This is a genomic window from Bacillus cereus group sp. N21, from assembly GCF_016483395.1.
Taxonomy (GTDB): domain Bacteria; phylum Bacillota; class Bacilli; order Bacillales; family Bacillaceae_G; genus Bacillus_A; species Bacillus_A pseudomycoides.
In genome coordinates this window covers 1-17,502 of record NZ_JAEHBX010000017.1, presented here as the reverse complement: position 1 = coordinate 17,502, position 17,502 = coordinate 1, and the positions used below count along the sequence as shown (strand labels likewise).

Genomic DNA, 17,502 nt, shown 5'->3' with positions numbered 1-17,502 from the left:
ATTTACATCAGACAGAAACTGAAAACACTCAAAAAAGTTCGTTAAAAGGAACTTTAATCTCTGTTTTTTTTATTGGTTTTTTCATTATTTTCACGTGGTTTAGCGTCTATCAAATTTTTGTTAATCGGCTATAAGATATAGTTCTGAAAAGGGAGATGGAGATATGCACTTACATAAATACGAAAAAATTTGGCTCATTTTCGGTGTCGGCTCACTGTTCGTATTTTTGGCTGTTTTAGGGATTAGTGCTTTTTATATGGGTAACAAACCACCGAGTTGTTTAACTACAATTGACCCAGAAAAGGTTCAAGCGACCGCACCATTTGATCAACCCGGCGTTAAACAAGTTGGAAAAAATCATTATCAAGTGACGATTGTCTCACAAGCTTTTTCTTTTACACCAAATACAATTAAAGTACCAAAAGGTGCAAAAGTAGATTTTGTCGTTGCAACAAAAGATGTTGTACATGGTTTTGAAATCGCAGGGACAAATGTCAACATGATGATTGAACCTGGATATGTAAGTACCGCTTCACAAGTTTTCCAAAAATCTGGAGAGTATTTAATTGTCTGTAATGAATATTGTGGTACTGGCCATCATATGATGAGCGCGAAAGTAGAGGTGACCGACAAATGATTGCACTGCAGGATAAAATAAGCAAACGAGATGCAAAATTAGCAATGGCTCATAGTCACATCGCATTTATCGCCCTGTTTTTAGGTGGGTTATGCGGATTACTACAAGTTCTTGTCCGTTCAGGAAAATTCAATTTACCTGCTGGTATTGGTTATTATCAAGTGTTAACAACACACGGTGTTTTACTCGGGCTCGTCTTAACAACGTTCTTTATTATCGGTTTCTTATTTGCTTGTATGAGTAAAACAACTGGTGTCCTCTCAAAAGGTGCCCGACAAACAGGCTGGATCGGTTTTTGGCTTATGACAATTGGAACAACAATTACTGCAATTTTTATCCTACTCAATAAAGCTACTGTACTCTATACGTTCTATGCTCCATTAAAAGCACATCCTGGATTTTACATTGGCCTTACCCTTGTTATTGTTGGAAGTTGGTTCAGCGGATTTGCAATGTTTGCTCAGTATCGTACATGGAAAAAACATAACAAAGGAAAAATAGGTCCTCTGTTAAGCTTTATGGCTGTTGTGACAATGGCACTATGGCTTGTTGCAACACTTGGTGTAGCGGCAGCAGCACTTATTCAATTTATTCCATGGAGCCTAGGCTTTATTGATAAAATTGACGTCCTGGTCAGCCGAACACTATTTTGGTACTTCGGTCATCCGCTCGTTTATTTTTGGCTTCTTCCTGCCTATATGGCTTGGTATGTCATTATACCGAAAATTATTGGCGGTAAAATTTTCAGTGACTCACTAGCTCGTTTGTCATTCATCTTATTTTTACTATTTTCTATGCCTGTAGGATTCCACCACCAATTAACAGAACCAGGTATTGACCCTGGGTGGAAATACTTACAAGTTGTATTAACATTTATGGTTGTCATTCCATCTTTAATGACCGCCTTCTCTTTATTTGCAACCTTTGAACAGTTTGGGCGTTCAAAAGGAGCTACTGGACTATTCGGATGGCTTCGAATGCTCCCATGGGGAGATGCTAGATTTTTCGCTCCATTCGTCGGTATGTTAATGTTTATTCCAGCTGGTGCTGGTGGACTTGTCAATGCAAGTAACCAACTAAACCAGGTCGTTCATAATACTGTATGGATAACTGGGCATTTCCACTTAACATTAGCAACATCTGTTGTATTAACATTTTTCGGAATCGCCTATTGGTTAATTCCACATCTAACAGGACGCGTCATGACAAAGGAAATGAACCGGCTTGCCATGATTCAAACTTGCGTGTGGGCTATCGGTATGTTCTTCATGTCTGCTGGTATGCACTTTGCCGGGTTACTCGGAGCACCTCGGCGTTCTGCTTTTTCTACATATGGAAATTCGCAGCAAGCACTTGAATGGATTCCATATCAAATTGCGCAAGCAGTCGGAGGCGCCATTTTATTCGCTGGCATTGTTATCGCAATTATTATTTATGTGGATCTTGTCTTCTTCGCTCCAAAAGGACAAACGGAATTCCCAATTGGTGAAGTAGCTGATGCATCTGAACGGACACCGATGGTTTTCGATAATTGGAAGCTTTGGATTGGCATTACAGCTCTACTCATTTTATTCGCTTATACCATTCCGTTTATCGATATGATTCAAAATGCTCCGCCCGGTTCAAAAGGGTTTAAATTATGGTAAGTGAAAAGCAGAGGGGATATCCCCTCTGCTTTATTTCGAGAATAGCTATTTAATCATGTACCTGCAGGCTTAATAAGTATATTCCTTTTCTTAATATTCTTCCTTGATTTGTTCGCTATCATCATAGACTTCCCCATTTACAAGCCCTCTAATAAAACTCTCAAAGTCTTTTGCTAACCATGTAATTTTATAATCATATTCTTGATCGATATGTACAACACAAGGCTCTCCTTTCGGGGCGCACTCCCTATAATCAAGAAATATCATATCGTGTCCAGCCGAGGGACAATCACAAATAGCTACTCCTATTTCAGGATATCCCCATTCTTCAATCCAAAATTCACTACCAAATCCTCCACCTAATGAAGAACTTTTTTTATATCCAATACCATAAATACCAGTTATAGCAACATGATCCTCTGCCCAACTTGTAGGAACATCTGTAGGAAAACAATCGTTTATTGGAATTCCCCCATTATGCTTCTTCATTAACCAAATATAAGATTCAGGTAGCTTATACCCTAATTCATTTTCTAGTTTAGAAATCATTTCATCTGTAGGATATTCAGAAATATATTCATCTCTTGCATATTCGCTGTCATCCCAAAAGTTATTAAAATCAAAATCATCAAAACAACACACTTTCATATCCCTCCCTAAATTTCGAAAAAATGTATTTTTATATACGATAGAATCCATAAAAAACATAAATCACTACTAAGCAAATCGTTTCAAAACTATTTTATCTTGATGAACATAAAGTCACATACATCATTTTTAAAAATTCAAAGCGACTTCCATTTGTCTCTTGAATAAAAGCTCCAACTGCTTCAAAACCTGCTTTCTTATAAATATTAATTGCCCTTTGATTAAATGTTGCCACTGATAACGTTATATACTTAGGTTGATATTTTTTTCACAAAAAACCAGACCTGCCTTTATAAATACCAAACCTAATCCATTTCCAGTCAGGTTTGGTTTCATTCCAAGTCCAATATCCACTGTATGTATATCTACTTTATTAAAACTAAAAAATCCAACAAGCCTATTATTCTCACTAACAGCAAAAGTCGTTTCTCCGCGTATTTTAGGATCTAAAAACTCCACTAAATCTTCTTGATCGGCTTCCATATCATAAAAAGAATACTTATCCTCATAGTGCCATTTAAGCGCAATTTCTTCTGCTTGCTCTTGTGTCATCACTTCAAAAGTATAATTCACTTCTCTTCCTCCTTAAGCAACGCACATATACAGTAAAATGTTAATTCATAAAAAGGAGCTGCATTAAAGCAGCTCCTTTTCTTTTTATAACTCATAAATCTCTTTATATTTCGTTTCTAAATAATCCGCTAAATAATTTGCATTTAACCCTTCACCTGTTATATCCTCTAATATTTGTAATGGTTTTTTCGTTTTACCATATTGGTGAATATTTCTTGTTAACCATTCACGAATTGGTGTCACATTTCCTTCTTCTAGCAATGCATCGAAGTTTGGAATTTCCTCTAACATCTTATGTTTAAATTGCGCTGCATACATATAACCAAGTGCATAAGATGGAAAATATCCAAAAGATCCATCTGACCAATGTACATCTTGTAGCACACCCTGTGCATCCGTTTCTGGACGGATACCTAAATAACTCTCCATCTTGTCATTCCATGCTGCCGGCAAGTCTTTTACTTCTAATGTTCCATCAAATAATTCTTTCTCCAGTTCATAACGAACCATAACGTGAAGCGGATATGTAAGTTCATCTGCCTCAATACGTATAAAGGAAGGCTTTGATTCATTAATCGCATCATAGAATTCATTTACAGATACGTTTTCAAATTGCCCATCACTAAATTGTTTCAATATATCATAATTTTTCTTCCAGAACGATTTATTACGTCCAATAAAGTTTTCAAAGAATAGCGATTGCGATTCATGGATTCCCATCGATGTACCACTGCAAAGCGGTGTTCCTTCTAATTCTTCTGAAATATTTTGTTCATATACAGCATGTCCACATTCATGAATTGTTCCGAAAACTGCCATGCGGAAGTCATTCTCATCATAACGAGTTGTAATGCGAACATCCCCTCTATTTAATGTAATTTCAAAAGGATGTATCGTTTCATCAAGACGGCCAGCCTCGAAATTATAATTTAATTGCGTTAGTAACTCTAAAGTAAAATTCTTTTGTTGTTCTTTTGAAAAATGTTCAAATAAGACATTTGTTTTTAATTCTTTATTTGATTCACCAATATCTTTTACAAGTGGAACAATACGCTCACGTAGTTGTCCAAATACATGATCTAACACTTCTACTGTCATACCTGGCTCATACATATCTAAAAGCGTATTATACTTATAAGTTTCATAACCCCAATATGTAATAAATTTTTTCTTATATTCAACAATTTTTTCTAAGTATGGTCGGAACATTTCAAAATCAGATTTTTCACGTGCTTCTCCCCAAACACTTTCCGATTTTGCTTGCAATTTAACAAACTCTTCATACTCGGCCTGTGGAATTTTTTTATTTCGATCATACGCTTTGCGGCACTCTTCTACAATTTTCTTTGTTGTTTCGGAAATTTTATTATCTACTATTAGCTGTTCTAATTCTTTTAAATATCTTTCCATCTCATCAGAAGTTGATAATGAAAATACCTCTGATGAAAGCATTCCTATTACCTCAGAGCGTTGATCCACACCTTGTTTCGGTGCTCCTGTACGTAAATCCCAAAATATTAGGCTTAATGCTTCCCCATAATTATTTATCTTTTTCACGTGTGCTAAAAACTCTTTTTCTACTTCATATGTAGCGATTGTCATATTTTATTGCCTCCTTTTTCTACCTCACCTATATTTCGACATAAAGATATAAAGTCCTTTTCCATATAGAAAGAAAAAGCTTAGCAAACGCTAAGCTTTTTCCATTGGTGAGGGGTGCAGAAAACCGCTACTGATTACAGTTTCACTTTATAGTACCGTACCTTCTACTGGAAGTACTTTCTTTACAGCCTCAATAACCTTTTCATTTTCATTCTCTGATAAGAATAACGAAATAGCACCTTTATCTTCGCTCGTACGAATTAAACGTCCAATTCCTTGACGAAGACGTAAAATCATATATGGTACATCTACATCCCAAAACGGATCATTAACATGCTTACGTTTCGCTTCAAACACAGGATCGTTTGGAGGGAATGGTAGCGACCAAATAATGACATGTGATAGTGAAGAACCCGGAATATCTAAACCTTCCCATAAATGAACAGCGCAAAGCACAGTCTCTTGTTCATTTTGGAAGCGGGAAACAAGCTGACTAATCTCTTGATCTCCTTCATATAAGAACGGAACAGACATTTGTTCTTTATTCACATATTCTTTGAACGCCGCAAGTTCTTGTGTTGTGCGGAATAATACAAGCGTACGCCCATTTGTTTTTTGAATGTTCTCAAGCGTATACTGACATTTTCGTTCCCATTCATTTTCCTGGTTATACGATGGTAAGTATACTTTCATTTGCTCTTCATAATCAAATGGAGAAGCTACTGAGAATGATAAATAATCTTTTACCCCTAAACTATTTGCTGTAAATGCGAATGAATCATTTTCAGATAATGTAGCAGAAGAGAAGATATACGGAATCTTTTTCGAGAATACTTTCTCCTGTAGCACTTCTTCTACCGCACGTGGCATAATAACTAACGTAAAGGCACCATCACCTTCTTCTCCCCATGTAATTACATTTTTCTCATGCATAAAGAGACGAAGTGAATGTTCCAGTACATCTAAATGCTCATCAACGATATTTAAATCATAAGTGTTTACTGTATACATTTCACTTTCAAATACAAGAGCATCACCAACTTCAGCAATTTTTGCATAAAGTCGTTTCGCTTCTGTAATCACTTTTTCTGTTACTGTAATTTCTAAACGATCTGATCCAGCAATTTCTTTTTTACTTTCTCTTAATACATCAAAGAAACGCTCTGTTTGCCAAATTGTCTCTTCTACTAAATGAGCAAACTCTTCTCGAATATCATTTTGTAATAATCTTGTTAAGAGTTGCTCCATCATCGTTTGCTTTAATCGATACGTCAGTGCTTTTTGCGCTGCGTATTCCACAAGGTGTCCTTCATCAAAAACAACGCAACTGCTTTCTGGTAAAAGCGGCATTTGCCCTTCGCGTTTACGAGCATCATATGTCCAAATATGATCCATATAGAAATCTTGAGAGCAAATAATTAAATCTGCTGCTTTACGGTAATGTTCACGAGAGAGCGTTTGACCACAACGATGACGAGAATCACATGTGAAGCAGTCTTGGAAATAATCCCAAGATACCTTTGACCATTCTTCGTCATTTAATAATGGAAACTCTTTTCGATCACCGTAATGCGTAAAGTTTTGCATTGTTCCATGATCAAATACAAACTGAGGTAATTCATAATATAGATCTTCAATTACTTCTGGAGCTCGTCCACTCATTACATCTTCAAGTTTACGTAAACATAAATAATTATCCATTGATTTCGCTAGACGTACATCAACAGATAACCCTAATGCTTCTGATAATTTCGCAATGTCCCCTTCTTCTTTCACAAGCTGCTCGATTAGCGTTTCGTCTGCACAAGCAATAATAGCTGGCTTTCCTGTATAACGCGCATAACAAATTGCATATAAAAGATACACAATCGTTTTTCCCGTTCCTACACCCGCCTCTGCGAACATAACTTTCTTCTCTTGAAACGCTCGTTCTAATTGGAATGCCATAAAAATTTGTTCATCGCGTTCTTCAAAACCTTTTTCTGGGAGGATATCGTAAAACACATCTCCAATCCACTCATTCAACTTATCATAAAAATTATCTTGTTTCCCTACTTCAAATGGTAATCTCTTCTCAGTAAACATCCTTAGCCTCCAACCAAAAAGTTTTTCTATAAAAAGATATAGCAACTGCTATATCTAAATAGCAGTTGCTTTCCCCTGTTGCAATACATAGAAATGAGCGAAAAAAATTTTCCTTTATATAAAGGAAAATTTTTCACTCTATTAATGACTTTAAGTAACGCTTATCAATCAATGTCTCATATGATAATGCAGATAAATATTCTTCCTGTACTTTCTGTATTTCATCTGCAACTACACCCTGAAGATTAATTTCTTTTCCAAGCTCATCATACGTACGATGAATGGCCTTTTGAATCATCGACAATTGGAAACCATCCATATTTATTCCTCCTTTTGCACATTACATAATAGCCAGTATATGCGCGTCAAAGAGGTTTTATACTATGAATTACGAGGTGGGCGTTTACCAAAGTACTGGTAATAGTCTGTACGAATAAAACCGTTAAATAGTTTACGCTTTTTCGATGCATCTTTTCCATAACATTTTTCAAACGCTTCATAGCTCGTTAATAAATACAGTGACCACGTATCTAATGGGCGGAATACTTCTCCCATTTCTTTATATAATTTTTCAACAAGCGCTTTTTCACTTAAACGTTCTCCGTATGGAGGATTCGTTACAACATAGCCATATTCCTCTTTTGTTGTAAAATCTTTTACTTGCATTTGTTTAAATGAAATTAAGTCACCCAGTCCAACTTCATCAGCATTGTCCTGTGCAACTCTTATCATACGATGGTCGATATCTGATCCAATAATTTGCAATGGTTGATCATAATTCGCTAAATCTTCTACTTCTTGACGAGCCTCACGCCAATTTTCTTTACCAATCCAACCCCATGCATCTGATGCAAACTCACGGTTAAAACCAGGAGCAATATTTTGACCAATTAAAGCTGCCTCAATCGGAATTGTTCCAGATCCACAAAACGGATCAACAAACGGACGATCTGGCTTCCAATTTGTAAGTTTAATTAAAGATGCCGCTAATGTTTCTTTCAAAGGCGCTTCCCCTTGGTCAAGGCGGTATCCACGTTTATGAAGACCAACGCCACTCGCGTCAATTGTCAATGTTGCAATATCTTTTAGCATCGCAATCTCAATACGGAATAAAGGACCATCTTCTTCAAACCAAGTTGTACGTCTATATGTTGTCTTTAGTTTCTCAACAACAGCCTTTTTCACAATACGTTGACAATCTGAAACACTAAATAATGTTGATTTTAAAGACTTCCCAATTACAGGAAACTCTCCGTTTTCTGGAATGTAATCTCCCCAGTTCAATGCTTTTGTTTTTTCAAACAATTCATCGAATGTTGTTGCTTTAAATTCACCAACTTTAATTTTCACACGATCTGCAGTGCGTAACCATAAATTAGTGCGACAAATCGCTTTTGCATCCGCTTCAAACGTTACTTTTCCGTTTTCTACTTGGCATTCATAACCAAGATCGCGAACTTCTCTTGCAACTAAAGCTTCAATTCCCATTGCTGCTGTTGCAATTAAAGTAACTTTTCCCATTTGCATTCACCTCTTATGTATAATCAAACAATAATTAATAGCTTTTCCTTCTATTAATTATTAAATATTACGAAGTATTTTCTTATTTACCATTTTAACTCACAAGTTATAACTTCATACAAATAAAAAGCCCTCCTCTTACAAAGGAGAGCTGAGTCATTCCATAATTGGTTCATAACGTTCTGTAAGCCATGTTCTGTTCCTTTGTACTGCAAACGGCCCACGCCTCGTACTCCGGTGGCAATCATCTATCTACAGGTTACTCGAACCTGTCCTTTTCCATCGTTCATTTCCTTGGAAAAGATTCCCCTACCATTATTTGGGTTTCTCGCTCGTGGGGTTTACCTCGTTCCACTCCTATCATTTCTTCAAGGACTTCGTCACTGTGGCACTTTAAAGGTAGTCAAACCATATCCAAAAGGACTTAGGTTTTTTCCCTGCCGTTAATCCAGCCTTACAGCCAGAATACCCTAGCTTATGAATTGGCTAGGCACGAACACTACAACCATCTCAGGTCGTGCGAGCATGGACTTTCCTCTACAACGTTGGCGTTGCAGCGATTACCCAAACGTTATGACAAACATTAGTATAGTGGAAACAAAAAGATTTTGCAATGCTTTTTTATATGTAAAATGCTTTAATCTTTTTCTATCCCTAGATTACTCGTATAACTTACTTCCAAATACAGCTTTTTCCAGATTAGATAAACGCTTTAAAATATCCGTGTTCGTATTGTTGTATACAGGTTGTGCAACCGGTGTTGGAGCTGGTTGTTGCGGTACTTGCACTGCCGCTACTTTTTGCTCTTCTAATTCACGTTTTAAACGAACATTTTGTTGCTGTAATTGCTCAAGTTCCTTATGAAATGCCTCATAATCCTTAATAATCATATCAAGAAACTTATCTACTTCTTCTTGCTGGTAACCTCTCATACCTGTTTTAAATTCTTTTTCCAAAATATCTTTCGCTGTTAATTTAATTTTATCCGAAATCATTTTCTTCACCTCAAATTTTTACCAAAACTTTCATTAACTAAATTTTTTCAGAAACAATGTCTTTTGTCAATCCTATATACATGAGCTATATTACATATTACTCGGCATTATCCCACTGTTCCTCTTCTATTATATCTTGTAAATCAGAAAAAAGAATGAAATAACTGTGATAATTTTCTATTTCGCCTTTTTTCTTTGCTGCTTCTACTATGTATTTAGGACTTCCTGGTTTTTCTTCATCATACACTGCCAAAAGTGCATTACTTTTTTCAATAAAAAATTGATTTTTTAATCGAAATTGCTCAGGACTTTCATATTTTCTTTTCGTAATACTATCAACATGATCTGCTTGCCCTAGAATAAACTCATATAGTTCTCGATTTCCCTCTTTCCAATTTTCCTCTTGTTCTAAAAAAGGAGTAAACACAGCAAGCTTTAAATTAGGATATTCTAGCTGCAAGTCAAAAACAACTTCAGCAGCCCATAACTCTACTCCTAACTGCCCACTAATAATAATCCATTCCAACCCTTCTTCTATAAAAGCAAGTAACTTACGATGCAATGCTTTTTTTATACAAATAACGCCTGGATGATCATCCTTAAATATCCCAAGTTCAAATGGTTTATATCCTGTTACCGCAACAACTTTCATATCAACACTCCAATAAAAAGAAAAGAACTAGCATTTTGCTAGTTCTAACATAACATTTACTTTTTAAACATTCCACCTACATTTGGTCCTGGTCCGTATGGAGATACTTGTGGTCCTACATTTGGTCCTGGTCCGTATGGAGATACATGATGCCCATGGCCACACGGTCCACCGAATCCTCCAACTCCAGGTCCGCCGAATCCTCCAACTCCAGGTCCGCCGAATCCTCCAACTCCAGGTCCACCGAATCCTGGAGCAACAGGTTCTACAACATTCACATTTGAAACTGTTTGCGGGAAGAAATGTTGACTTTTAACTTGTTGATGATGAACATGTGTTGTATGAGTTGGGTGAATATGTGGTACCACCGTTGTGGAAAAAGTGTTCGTTACACATTGCTTTGTTGGATGAACGACAGGAGGTGTTGTGCAAATAGGTCCTACAGGTTTATGCCCTCCAAAACAAGGATGACAATGATACATAGTTTTTTTCTCTCCTCTCTCATTAAAAAATCTGACTACACTTTACAATATGAGAAAGGGGTAAAAGCCGCTTGTTATATATACCCATTTATTTAATGGAAATTTGTCTATATAATAGCCATTTAAATATGATAACTTGGACACGCAACTATCATCCTTTAGCAAAAAAGCCGCCAACTTGTTTTACAATCCCAGTGACTTGATTCATAGCATTCATCATTTGGCCTGCTGTATTCATCATTTTATTCACATCATAGTTACCATCTGACGTCTTAAATTGAGATACGAAACTAGAAAATTGACTTGGCTGCTGTTGTTGCTTTTGTTTATTCATCGTTGGATATGGTTGAAAAGGCTGTTTCGGTGGGTAAAACATTGATGGCTGATTCATAAAGGATTGTGGTTGCTGTGGTACATAAGATTGTGGTTGCTGTGGTACATAAGATTGTGGTTGCTGTGGTACATAAGGTTGTTGATTCATATAGGACTGTGGTTGCTGATTCATAAAGGATACTTCAAATGGCTGATAATAATTCGCTTGATTTCCATAATAAGGTGCAAATGGGTGCATATTATAGCGTAAATATGGATCTTCATTATATTGATAAAAATCCGGTTGTGTATACGAATTGATGTGTTGGTATACATTAGATTGCTGAAACATGCATTCTCCCCCTCTAACTAAGTTTCTACATACAGAATATGTACCTATAAAATAAAATGTGTAACCTTATAAATGTCTATTTTTGTCGGAAGTTTAAATTTTTAAAAAAATAAGAAAGTAAGCCTTTTCATGTTATGATAATGAAGAAGAAGATTCTCATTGGGGAGGAATCAACATGATATTAGGGGATTTAAAACAAGCTTTCGCTCAAAAAAAGGGGTACTCTACAGAGGATATGAATGAGTTGCTTGATTTTGCTAGACATCACTATTTAGAAGGAAAAATCTGTATCTCAGAATACCGAGTATTAATACGTGAATTAGAAATAAATGGGGCGGAACCGACACATACAACTGTAGAATCATAAAAACAAGAGGGTTTTCCCTCTTGTCACTTACATTGTTCTATTATATTCTGCAACGTATATAAAATCGCCTGATGTGTTTCATAAAACCGCTTACCTTTTCCCTTATTTACAAAACATTGCAGTGCATTATTTTGTAAATTCTCATACACTTGGTCAATTTGTTGCACATGTATATACTTAGGCTTTTCATGTTTTATCCATTGATAAGCTAATTCTTTCCACACTTCTAACTCTTGATCAACCATATCCACAAAAGGCTTCATATCTTGATAAAAATCAAACTCTTTCTCTTCTCTTTTTTTTATAATCGTTTCATCATTGTACTGTATTAATTTTATTGAAGACTGCATTAATTTTCCATAATCCAATTTATTTCCACCCTCTTATGCACTTACTATGACGTTTTGAAACGTTTGAAGCCAACTTCCTTTTTCTTCGTGATGTAATAATTTATCCTCCATATGTTGAATGTGCATTTCTGTTATTTCTCCTCGATTACATATATCTTCACGTTTATCTTTTAAAGAATGATTAACTCTAAGTGAAACATTCATTTCCAGCAAATCAAGAGCACTTAACATTTGATCCATTTTTTTCATTACATTTTCCTTCTGAACCATCGCCATTTATAAAACGCCTCCTTCTTTGCTTTTCCTTTGTCATGTTATTTCGACGGGTCACTTACCACTCCTGCACGACTGACAAAACTAGTTGATATTCGGCAAAGAAATCGGTTTGTATGAGTTTTATAGAAGTGGTAACAATACAAAAGGGAGGTGTTTACCATGGCTAAAAATAAAAATAAAAATGAGAAGAAGAAAAAACAAAACACACAGCAAAATAAACCTGAAACTGGAAATCCGAAGCTAGATGGTCCGAACTTTCCTGCTACATAAAGTAAAACTTTAATCGGCGGGTCTATTTCTCTTACCTAGCTTCCTCAATTTTCCCTACATTTCAATTGGAATCATACTGTCCTATTGAAACTGTATAAAAACATGAATCGATTTATGTAATCCATTCGTCCCGACTCCCTGTCAGAGAGCGGGACTTTTCTTATTATATCATGAAGTCATTGCTCCTTTTAAAAAAGCTATTCAATGAAGAAAAAAGATGTATTTGTTGTTGTTTTTGTAAAAACCATTCTGTAATATTAACTTCTTCTTTCAGTTCCTGAAAGAAAAACAATGCCTCAATATCCATTTTTTTATGGAACCAATCTTTCGTTACGTTATGGTGATGTAAAACAATTGAGAAAGCATCTCTTAACTGCGGTGTATCTTTTTCTTTTGGAATTATAAAGTACCGCTCGTAATCCATTCTTGATCCTGTAGGAAACGTTCGCAAGGAAAAATCGTAAAATAACGTTTCATATTTAGGATGAAATAATAGCCAAGCTAATTTCTTTCCGAGTTCTATACGTTTTTGTAATGCTTCAAATTGATAAACCGAAAAACCATATAGTTGCCCTTTTGTAGTCGGAAAAATTACAGCACTAAAATGAAAGAGCTCTTGAAATTTAAACAGTAAAGTTTGGAATACGTGCTTTTGAAAATATGGGTGTTCAATAATCGGTTTTTGAATCCTATTTTGTTCATTAATAATAAGTGCTGTAATAAGACGTGTGAGATCTCTTTTATTCCAAAAATCATTCCATTCCTTCTCCATAAAAATAGATACGTTAAAAAACTGTAATAAGTGAAAGATTGGTTTATTCATTTTCTTGCTATACTCGTATAACAACAATTGTGGGTATGCATCTGAAAAAATAAGCCAATTTGCACTTTCATAAGTAAGGAACAGTTGCTTCCTCATTCTTTCAGATAAAATATTCGGATAATATTCCCCTGCTAAATCTGTCATATTCCACCCAGAATTTCTCGAAACCATACTCGCCAAAAATGACCATCGGATTTCTTTATTTCTCAAGTAATATTCTTGATAAGCCTGTGTGCGTGAAATATTATCTATATTTGCTAGAGTCGTCTGTTGTTTTATATATGCTATTAATTGTTTCTCTTCTATTGTACAAGAAAGTCCACTGCGCTCTCTATTTATTTTCTCATACTCATTCTGCATATGCATACAGGAATCACCACATCTCTCTTGAAAAAAATCGCATCTTTTTTGTTTTTTTTGATATAATCACCTTTGTAAGTAATTCTAGGTAAGTTGGGGTGGACAAACTATGACCATTCGTTATCCAAACGGAAAAAGGTATAATCAAGCGTTACAACCTCAAAAAACACAATTTAAAAAACATACTTATAGCAATAGAGGTATGTCTCTGGAAGAGGAACTAAATGAAACAAATCAATATTATTTAACCCATAATATTGCATGCGTACATAAAAAACCCACTCCTCTTCAAATTGTAAAAGTGGATTACCCCGCTCGAAGTGCGGCGGTTGTGAAAGAAGCTTATTTTAAACAGCCTTCTACAACAGACTACAACGGTGTATACAAGGGGAAATACATTGACTTCGAAGCGAAAGAAACAAAAAATAAAACAAGTTTTCCGCTACAAAATTTCCATCTTCATCAAATTAAGCATATGGAACAAGTAATAGCTCATAACGGAATTGCATTTGTTATTATTAAATTTACACTTTATGACGAGTTTTATTTACTTGATGCAAAACATGTCGTTTCATTTTGGAATCGCCAAGATGCTGGTGGACGCAAATCGATTAAGAAACAGGAAATCGAAGAGCACGGATACTTGTTATCATGCGGTTATCACCCTCGAATTGATTATATTCGTGTACTAGACATGGCTTATTTTTCGTGATAGAGTCAACAATAAGGCTCTTTTTTCGACTTTTGGGGAAAAAATGAAAGGTAGGAGAAAGTATAATGTCAGAAAATTATCGTTCTCGTACAGAACGAAAACATGCACAACATCAAAAACAAGAAACAAACCAAACGGAGAAACCAAAGAAAAAAGGTTCCTTTTTCAAGAAATTTTTAATTGGTTGCCTACTTCTTGGCATTGTTGGTCTTATAGCTGGAGTTTCCGCCTTTTTTGTAATGGTACAAGATGCTCCAAAGCTAAATAAAGCAAAACTTGTCAATCCGCTATCAACTAAATTTTATGATAAAGACAAGAATTTCTTTTATGAATATGGTGCCGAAAAGCGAACGAATATTACTTACGATCAAGTTCCGAAAGTAGTAGAAAGCGCATTCCTAGCGACAGAAGATGCTCGCTTCTATCAACATAACGGAATCGACGTTAAGCGTACTGGAAAAGCAATCCTTGAAAATGTCACAGGTGGTTTTGGTTCTCAAGGCGGTAGTACAATTACCCAACAGGTAATTAAAAACTATTTTCTAACGATGGAAAAAACATCAAAACGTAAAGTACAGGAATGGTATTTAGCTTATAAATTAGAGCAACAATATTCCAAACATGAAATTTTAGAAATGTACTTAAACAAAATCAACCTTGGTAATCGCTCCTACGGGGTTGCAACAGCAGCGAAAACCTATTATGGCAAAGACTTAAAAGATTTAAAATTACACGAAGCAGCGATGCTTGCTGGATTACCTCAAGGTCCAAACATTTATGATCCAACAAAGAAAGAAAATATCGATCGAGCAACAAAACGTCGTAACGTTGTATTAACGTTAATGAATCGACATGGCTTTATTTCAAAGCAAGAAATGGATGAAGCGATAAAAATCCCTGTAACAGAAGGACTTCTTCCATCTAAAGATGTAACCGAAATGCCTTATCAAGCCTTTTTAGACGCAGTCGTAAAAGAAATCGAAAAAGAAATGCCCGATGTAAATATTGGATCTGACGGATTACAGATTTATACGACAATTGATACAAAGGCACAAGAATACGCTGAACAATTACTGGATGGGGATATTATTAACTATCCAAACGATCGTTTCCAAGGTTCTTTCGTATTCATGGATACAAAAAATGGTGAGGTTCGTGCAATTGGTGCTGGCCGTAAAGAAAGTAAAACTGTATTTAAAGGGCATAATATGGTCGTTGATATGCAACGCCAAGTAGGTTCGACTATGAAACCAATTTTTGATTATGGTCCTGCTATTGAATATATGCAATGGTCTACATACCATCAATTAAATGACTCAGAATATACGTATTCCAACGGTAAAAAAATCCGGAATGCTACAAACAGCTATAAAGGTGATGTCTCTTTACGTGAAGCATTGAAAAAGTCATTAAACATCCCTGCTTTAAAAACAGCACAAGCAGTTGGATTAGACAAATCAAAAGCATTTGCTGAAGGACTTGGAATGACTTTCAAGGACAACACAGTATACGAATCAACAGCCATTGGTAGTAACAGCGCTTCCCCATTACAAGTAGCTGGTGCATATGCCACCTATGGTAACGAAGGAAATTATAACAAGCCACATTTCGTAACAAAAGTTGTCTTTCCTGATGGAAAAGAGAAAAACTTTAAACCAAAAGAAATACGAGCAATGAAAGACTACACAGCATATATGATTACGGATGTTCTTCGTGATGTTGTAAAACCAGGTTCTGGTGGTACAGGTCCAACGGCTTATGTATCAGGAATTGATGTGGCTGGTAAAACAGGAACACAAAACTTTGATCCAGATACATTAAAAAAATATAATATTCCAGAAAGTGCTAACAGAGATAGTTGGTTTGCAGGTTATTCACCGCAATATACGATGTCGGTATGGACAGGGTATGAAAAAGATTCTGAAGAAAACTATATTCCAGATAAATCACCTTCGGTCCGAATAGCACAGCAAATATTTAAAGAAATGATGAGTAAGTTTGCTACAGATACATCTCGTTTTGAACAACCTTCTTCTGTAGAACGTATAAATGAAGAACTGTATGTAAAAGGTGCGAAAAAGGATGCTGTTAAGCAGATTAAAGTAGATCCACCAACTGGTGTAACGCCATCTTATGATGCAGCATCTAATACGATTACATTAAGCTGGTCTGGTTCTTCAGACGCTGAAGCTTACTCTGCAAGCTATAAAGCAAACGATGGTTCTAGTGGTAGCCTATCCGTGAGCGGTACAAGTGCTTCACTTGGCGGGGTGAAACCAGGTGTAACTTACAGCTTCTCAGTAGTAGCGAAAAAAGGAACAGGTACAAGCGATGCAGCTGGCGTATCTTTCACTGTCCCTGGTGAGAACGCAGAAGCTAAGAAAAAAGCTGAAGATGAGGCTAAGAAAAAGGCTGAAGACGATGCTGCTGCAGCCAAGAAAAAGGCTGAAGACGATGCTGCCGCAGACAAGAAAAAGGCTGAAGATGAGGCTAAGAAAAAGGCTGAAGACGATGCTGCTGCAGCCAAGAAAAAGGCTGAAGACGACGCTGCTGCAGCCAAGAAAAAGGCTGAAGACGATGCTGCTGCAGCCAAGAAAAAGGCTGAAGACGATGCTAACAAACCAAAGCCAGATCCAAAGCCAGATCCAAAACCAGATCCAAAGCCAGATCCAAAGCCAGATCCAAAGCCAGATCCAAAGCCAGATCCACCAACACCAGAAGTTAATCCAACACAATAATACAAAGAAGAAGTCACCTTTCTCTGAACTGTACCCTATAAAATGGACAGTTTAATAAAAAGACCTTTAAAAATTAGGCACTTAAAAGATGGTTCCGGTAT

Annotated in this window: 17 protein-coding genes, 1 other RNA gene and 1 pseudogene; 5 read left to right on the top strand and 14 right to left on the bottom strand. The window is 36.1% G+C overall.

Annotation, left to right across the window (positions count from 1 at the left end; genetic code table 11):
• The first annotated feature begins 163 nt into the window (after positions 1-163).
• Positions 164-637, top strand: a complete 474-nt coding sequence (locus JDS96_RS12010) for a cytochrome c oxidase subunit II (RefSeq protein WP_040119355.1) — start codon at positions 164-166, stop codon at positions 635-637.
• Positions 634-2,283: a b(o/a)3-type cytochrome-c oxidase subunit 1 gene (locus JDS96_RS12005; RefSeq protein ID WP_199666962.1), complete on the top strand. Its 1,650-nt coding sequence runs from the start codon at positions 634-636 to the stop codon at positions 2,281-2,283. The genes JDS96_RS12010 and JDS96_RS12005 overlap by 4 nt, the downstream gene beginning before the upstream one ends.
• A gap of 90 nt (positions 2,284-2,373) precedes the next feature.
• On the opposite strand, the gene JDS96_RS12000 is transcribed toward JDS96_RS12005, so the two are convergent.
• The 11 genes and pseudogenes from JDS96_RS12000 to JDS96_RS11950 all read right to left on the bottom strand — a co-directional run bounded on the left by JDS96_RS12000 (position 2,374) and on the right by JDS96_RS11950 (position 11,505).
• Complete coding sequence (locus JDS96_RS12000; protein ID WP_199666960.1) at positions 2,374-2,931, bottom strand: SMI1/KNR4 family protein; 558 nt, start codon at positions 2,929-2,931, stop codon at positions 2,374-2,376.
• 94 nt (positions 2,932-3,025) lie between these two features.
• Positions 3,026-3,504 (bottom strand): annotated as a pseudogene (locus JDS96_RS11995) (GNAT family N-acetyltransferase).
• Between the two features lie 84 nt (positions 3,505-3,588).
• The gene (locus tag JDS96_RS11990; protein ID WP_199666958.1) at positions 3,589-5,106 is read right to left on the bottom strand and encodes a carboxypeptidase M32; all 1,518 of its coding nucleotides are present in this window, start codon (positions 5,104-5,106) and stop codon (positions 3,589-3,591) included.
• Positions 5,107-5,253: 147 nt separating this feature from the next.
• Entirely contained in the window at positions 5,254-7,191 is a 1,938-nt protein-coding gene (locus JDS96_RS11985; RefSeq protein WP_003196413.1) for an ATP-dependent DNA helicase, read from the bottom strand.
• A 133-nt stretch (positions 7,192-7,324) separates the two neighbouring features.
• A complete protein-coding gene (locus JDS96_RS11980) occupies positions 7,325-7,510 on the bottom strand; it encodes a DUF3921 domain-containing protein (protein WP_199666956.1) in 186 nt (61 codons plus the stop codon).
• 62 nt (positions 7,511-7,572) lie between these two features.
• Entirely contained in the window at positions 7,573-8,712 is a 1,140-nt protein-coding gene (locus JDS96_RS11975; RefSeq protein ID WP_018764299.1) for a THUMP domain-containing class I SAM-dependent RNA methyltransferase, read from the bottom strand.
• A 180-nt stretch (positions 8,713-8,892) separates the two neighbouring features.
• Positions 8,893-9,284, bottom strand: an RNA gene (rnpB, locus tag JDS96_RS11970) — RNase P RNA component class B.
• 87 nt (positions 9,285-9,371) lie between these two features.
• A complete protein-coding gene (gene gpsB, locus JDS96_RS11965; RefSeq protein ID WP_016114126.1) occupies positions 9,372-9,707 on the bottom strand; it encodes a cell division regulator GpsB in 336 nt (111 codons plus the stop codon).
• A 97-nt stretch (positions 9,708-9,804) separates the two neighbouring features.
• Positions 9,805-10,359 (bottom strand): SLOG family protein, encoded by a 555-nt coding sequence (locus JDS96_RS11960; RefSeq protein ID WP_199666954.1) that lies wholly within the window; start codon positions 10,357-10,359, stop codon positions 9,805-9,807.
• A 56-nt stretch (positions 10,360-10,415) separates the two neighbouring features.
• The gene (locus JDS96_RS11955; RefSeq protein WP_098123073.1) at positions 10,416-10,841 is read right to left on the bottom strand and encodes a CotD family spore coat protein; all 426 of its coding nucleotides are present in this window, start codon (positions 10,839-10,841) and stop codon (positions 10,416-10,418) included.
• A 151-nt stretch (positions 10,842-10,992) separates the two neighbouring features.
• Positions 10,993-11,505 (bottom strand): YppG family protein, encoded by a 513-nt coding sequence (locus JDS96_RS11950; RefSeq protein WP_199666952.1) that lies wholly within the window; start codon positions 11,503-11,505, stop codon positions 10,993-10,995.
• 175 nt (positions 11,506-11,680) lie between these two features.
• On the opposite strand from JDS96_RS11950, the gene JDS96_RS11945 reads away from it, so the two are divergent.
• Positions 11,681-11,872, top strand: a complete 192-nt coding sequence (locus JDS96_RS11945; protein WP_199666950.1) for a YppF family protein — start codon at positions 11,681-11,683, stop codon at positions 11,870-11,872.
• A gap of 23 nt (positions 11,873-11,895) precedes the next feature.
• On the opposite strand, the gene JDS96_RS11940 is transcribed toward JDS96_RS11945, so the two are convergent.
• From JDS96_RS11940 to JDS96_RS11930, 3 genes are all read right to left on the bottom strand, one after another.
• A complete protein-coding gene (locus tag JDS96_RS11940) occupies positions 11,896-12,222 on the bottom strand; it encodes a YppE family protein (RefSeq protein ID WP_006094321.1) in 327 nt (108 codons plus the stop codon).
• A gap of 33 nt (positions 12,223-12,255) precedes the next feature.
• Positions 12,256-12,498 carry a hypothetical protein gene (locus tag JDS96_RS11935; protein WP_003206610.1) on the bottom strand — a complete coding sequence of 81 codons (243 nt, stop codon included), beginning with the start codon at positions 12,496-12,498 and terminating at the stop codon, positions 12,256-12,258.
• 433 nt (positions 12,499-12,931) lie between these two features.
• Positions 12,932-13,957 (bottom strand): DUF2515 domain-containing protein, encoded by a 1,026-nt coding sequence (locus JDS96_RS11930; RefSeq protein ID WP_199666948.1) that lies wholly within the window; start codon positions 13,955-13,957, stop codon positions 12,932-12,934.
• Positions 13,958-14,060: 103 nt separating this feature from the next.
• Between JDS96_RS11930 and recU the strand changes: the two genes are divergently transcribed.
• On the top strand, positions 14,061-14,663 hold the full coding sequence (recU, locus tag JDS96_RS11925) for a Holliday junction resolvase RecU (RefSeq protein ID WP_003196400.1): 603 nt from the start codon (positions 14,061-14,063) through the stop codon (positions 14,661-14,663).
• A 65-nt stretch (positions 14,664-14,728) separates the two neighbouring features.
• Positions 14,729-17,401 (top strand): PBP1A family penicillin-binding protein, encoded by a 2,673-nt coding sequence (locus JDS96_RS11920; RefSeq protein WP_199666946.1) that lies wholly within the window; start codon positions 14,729-14,731, stop codon positions 17,399-17,401.
• Positions 17,402-17,502 lie beyond the last annotated feature (101 nt).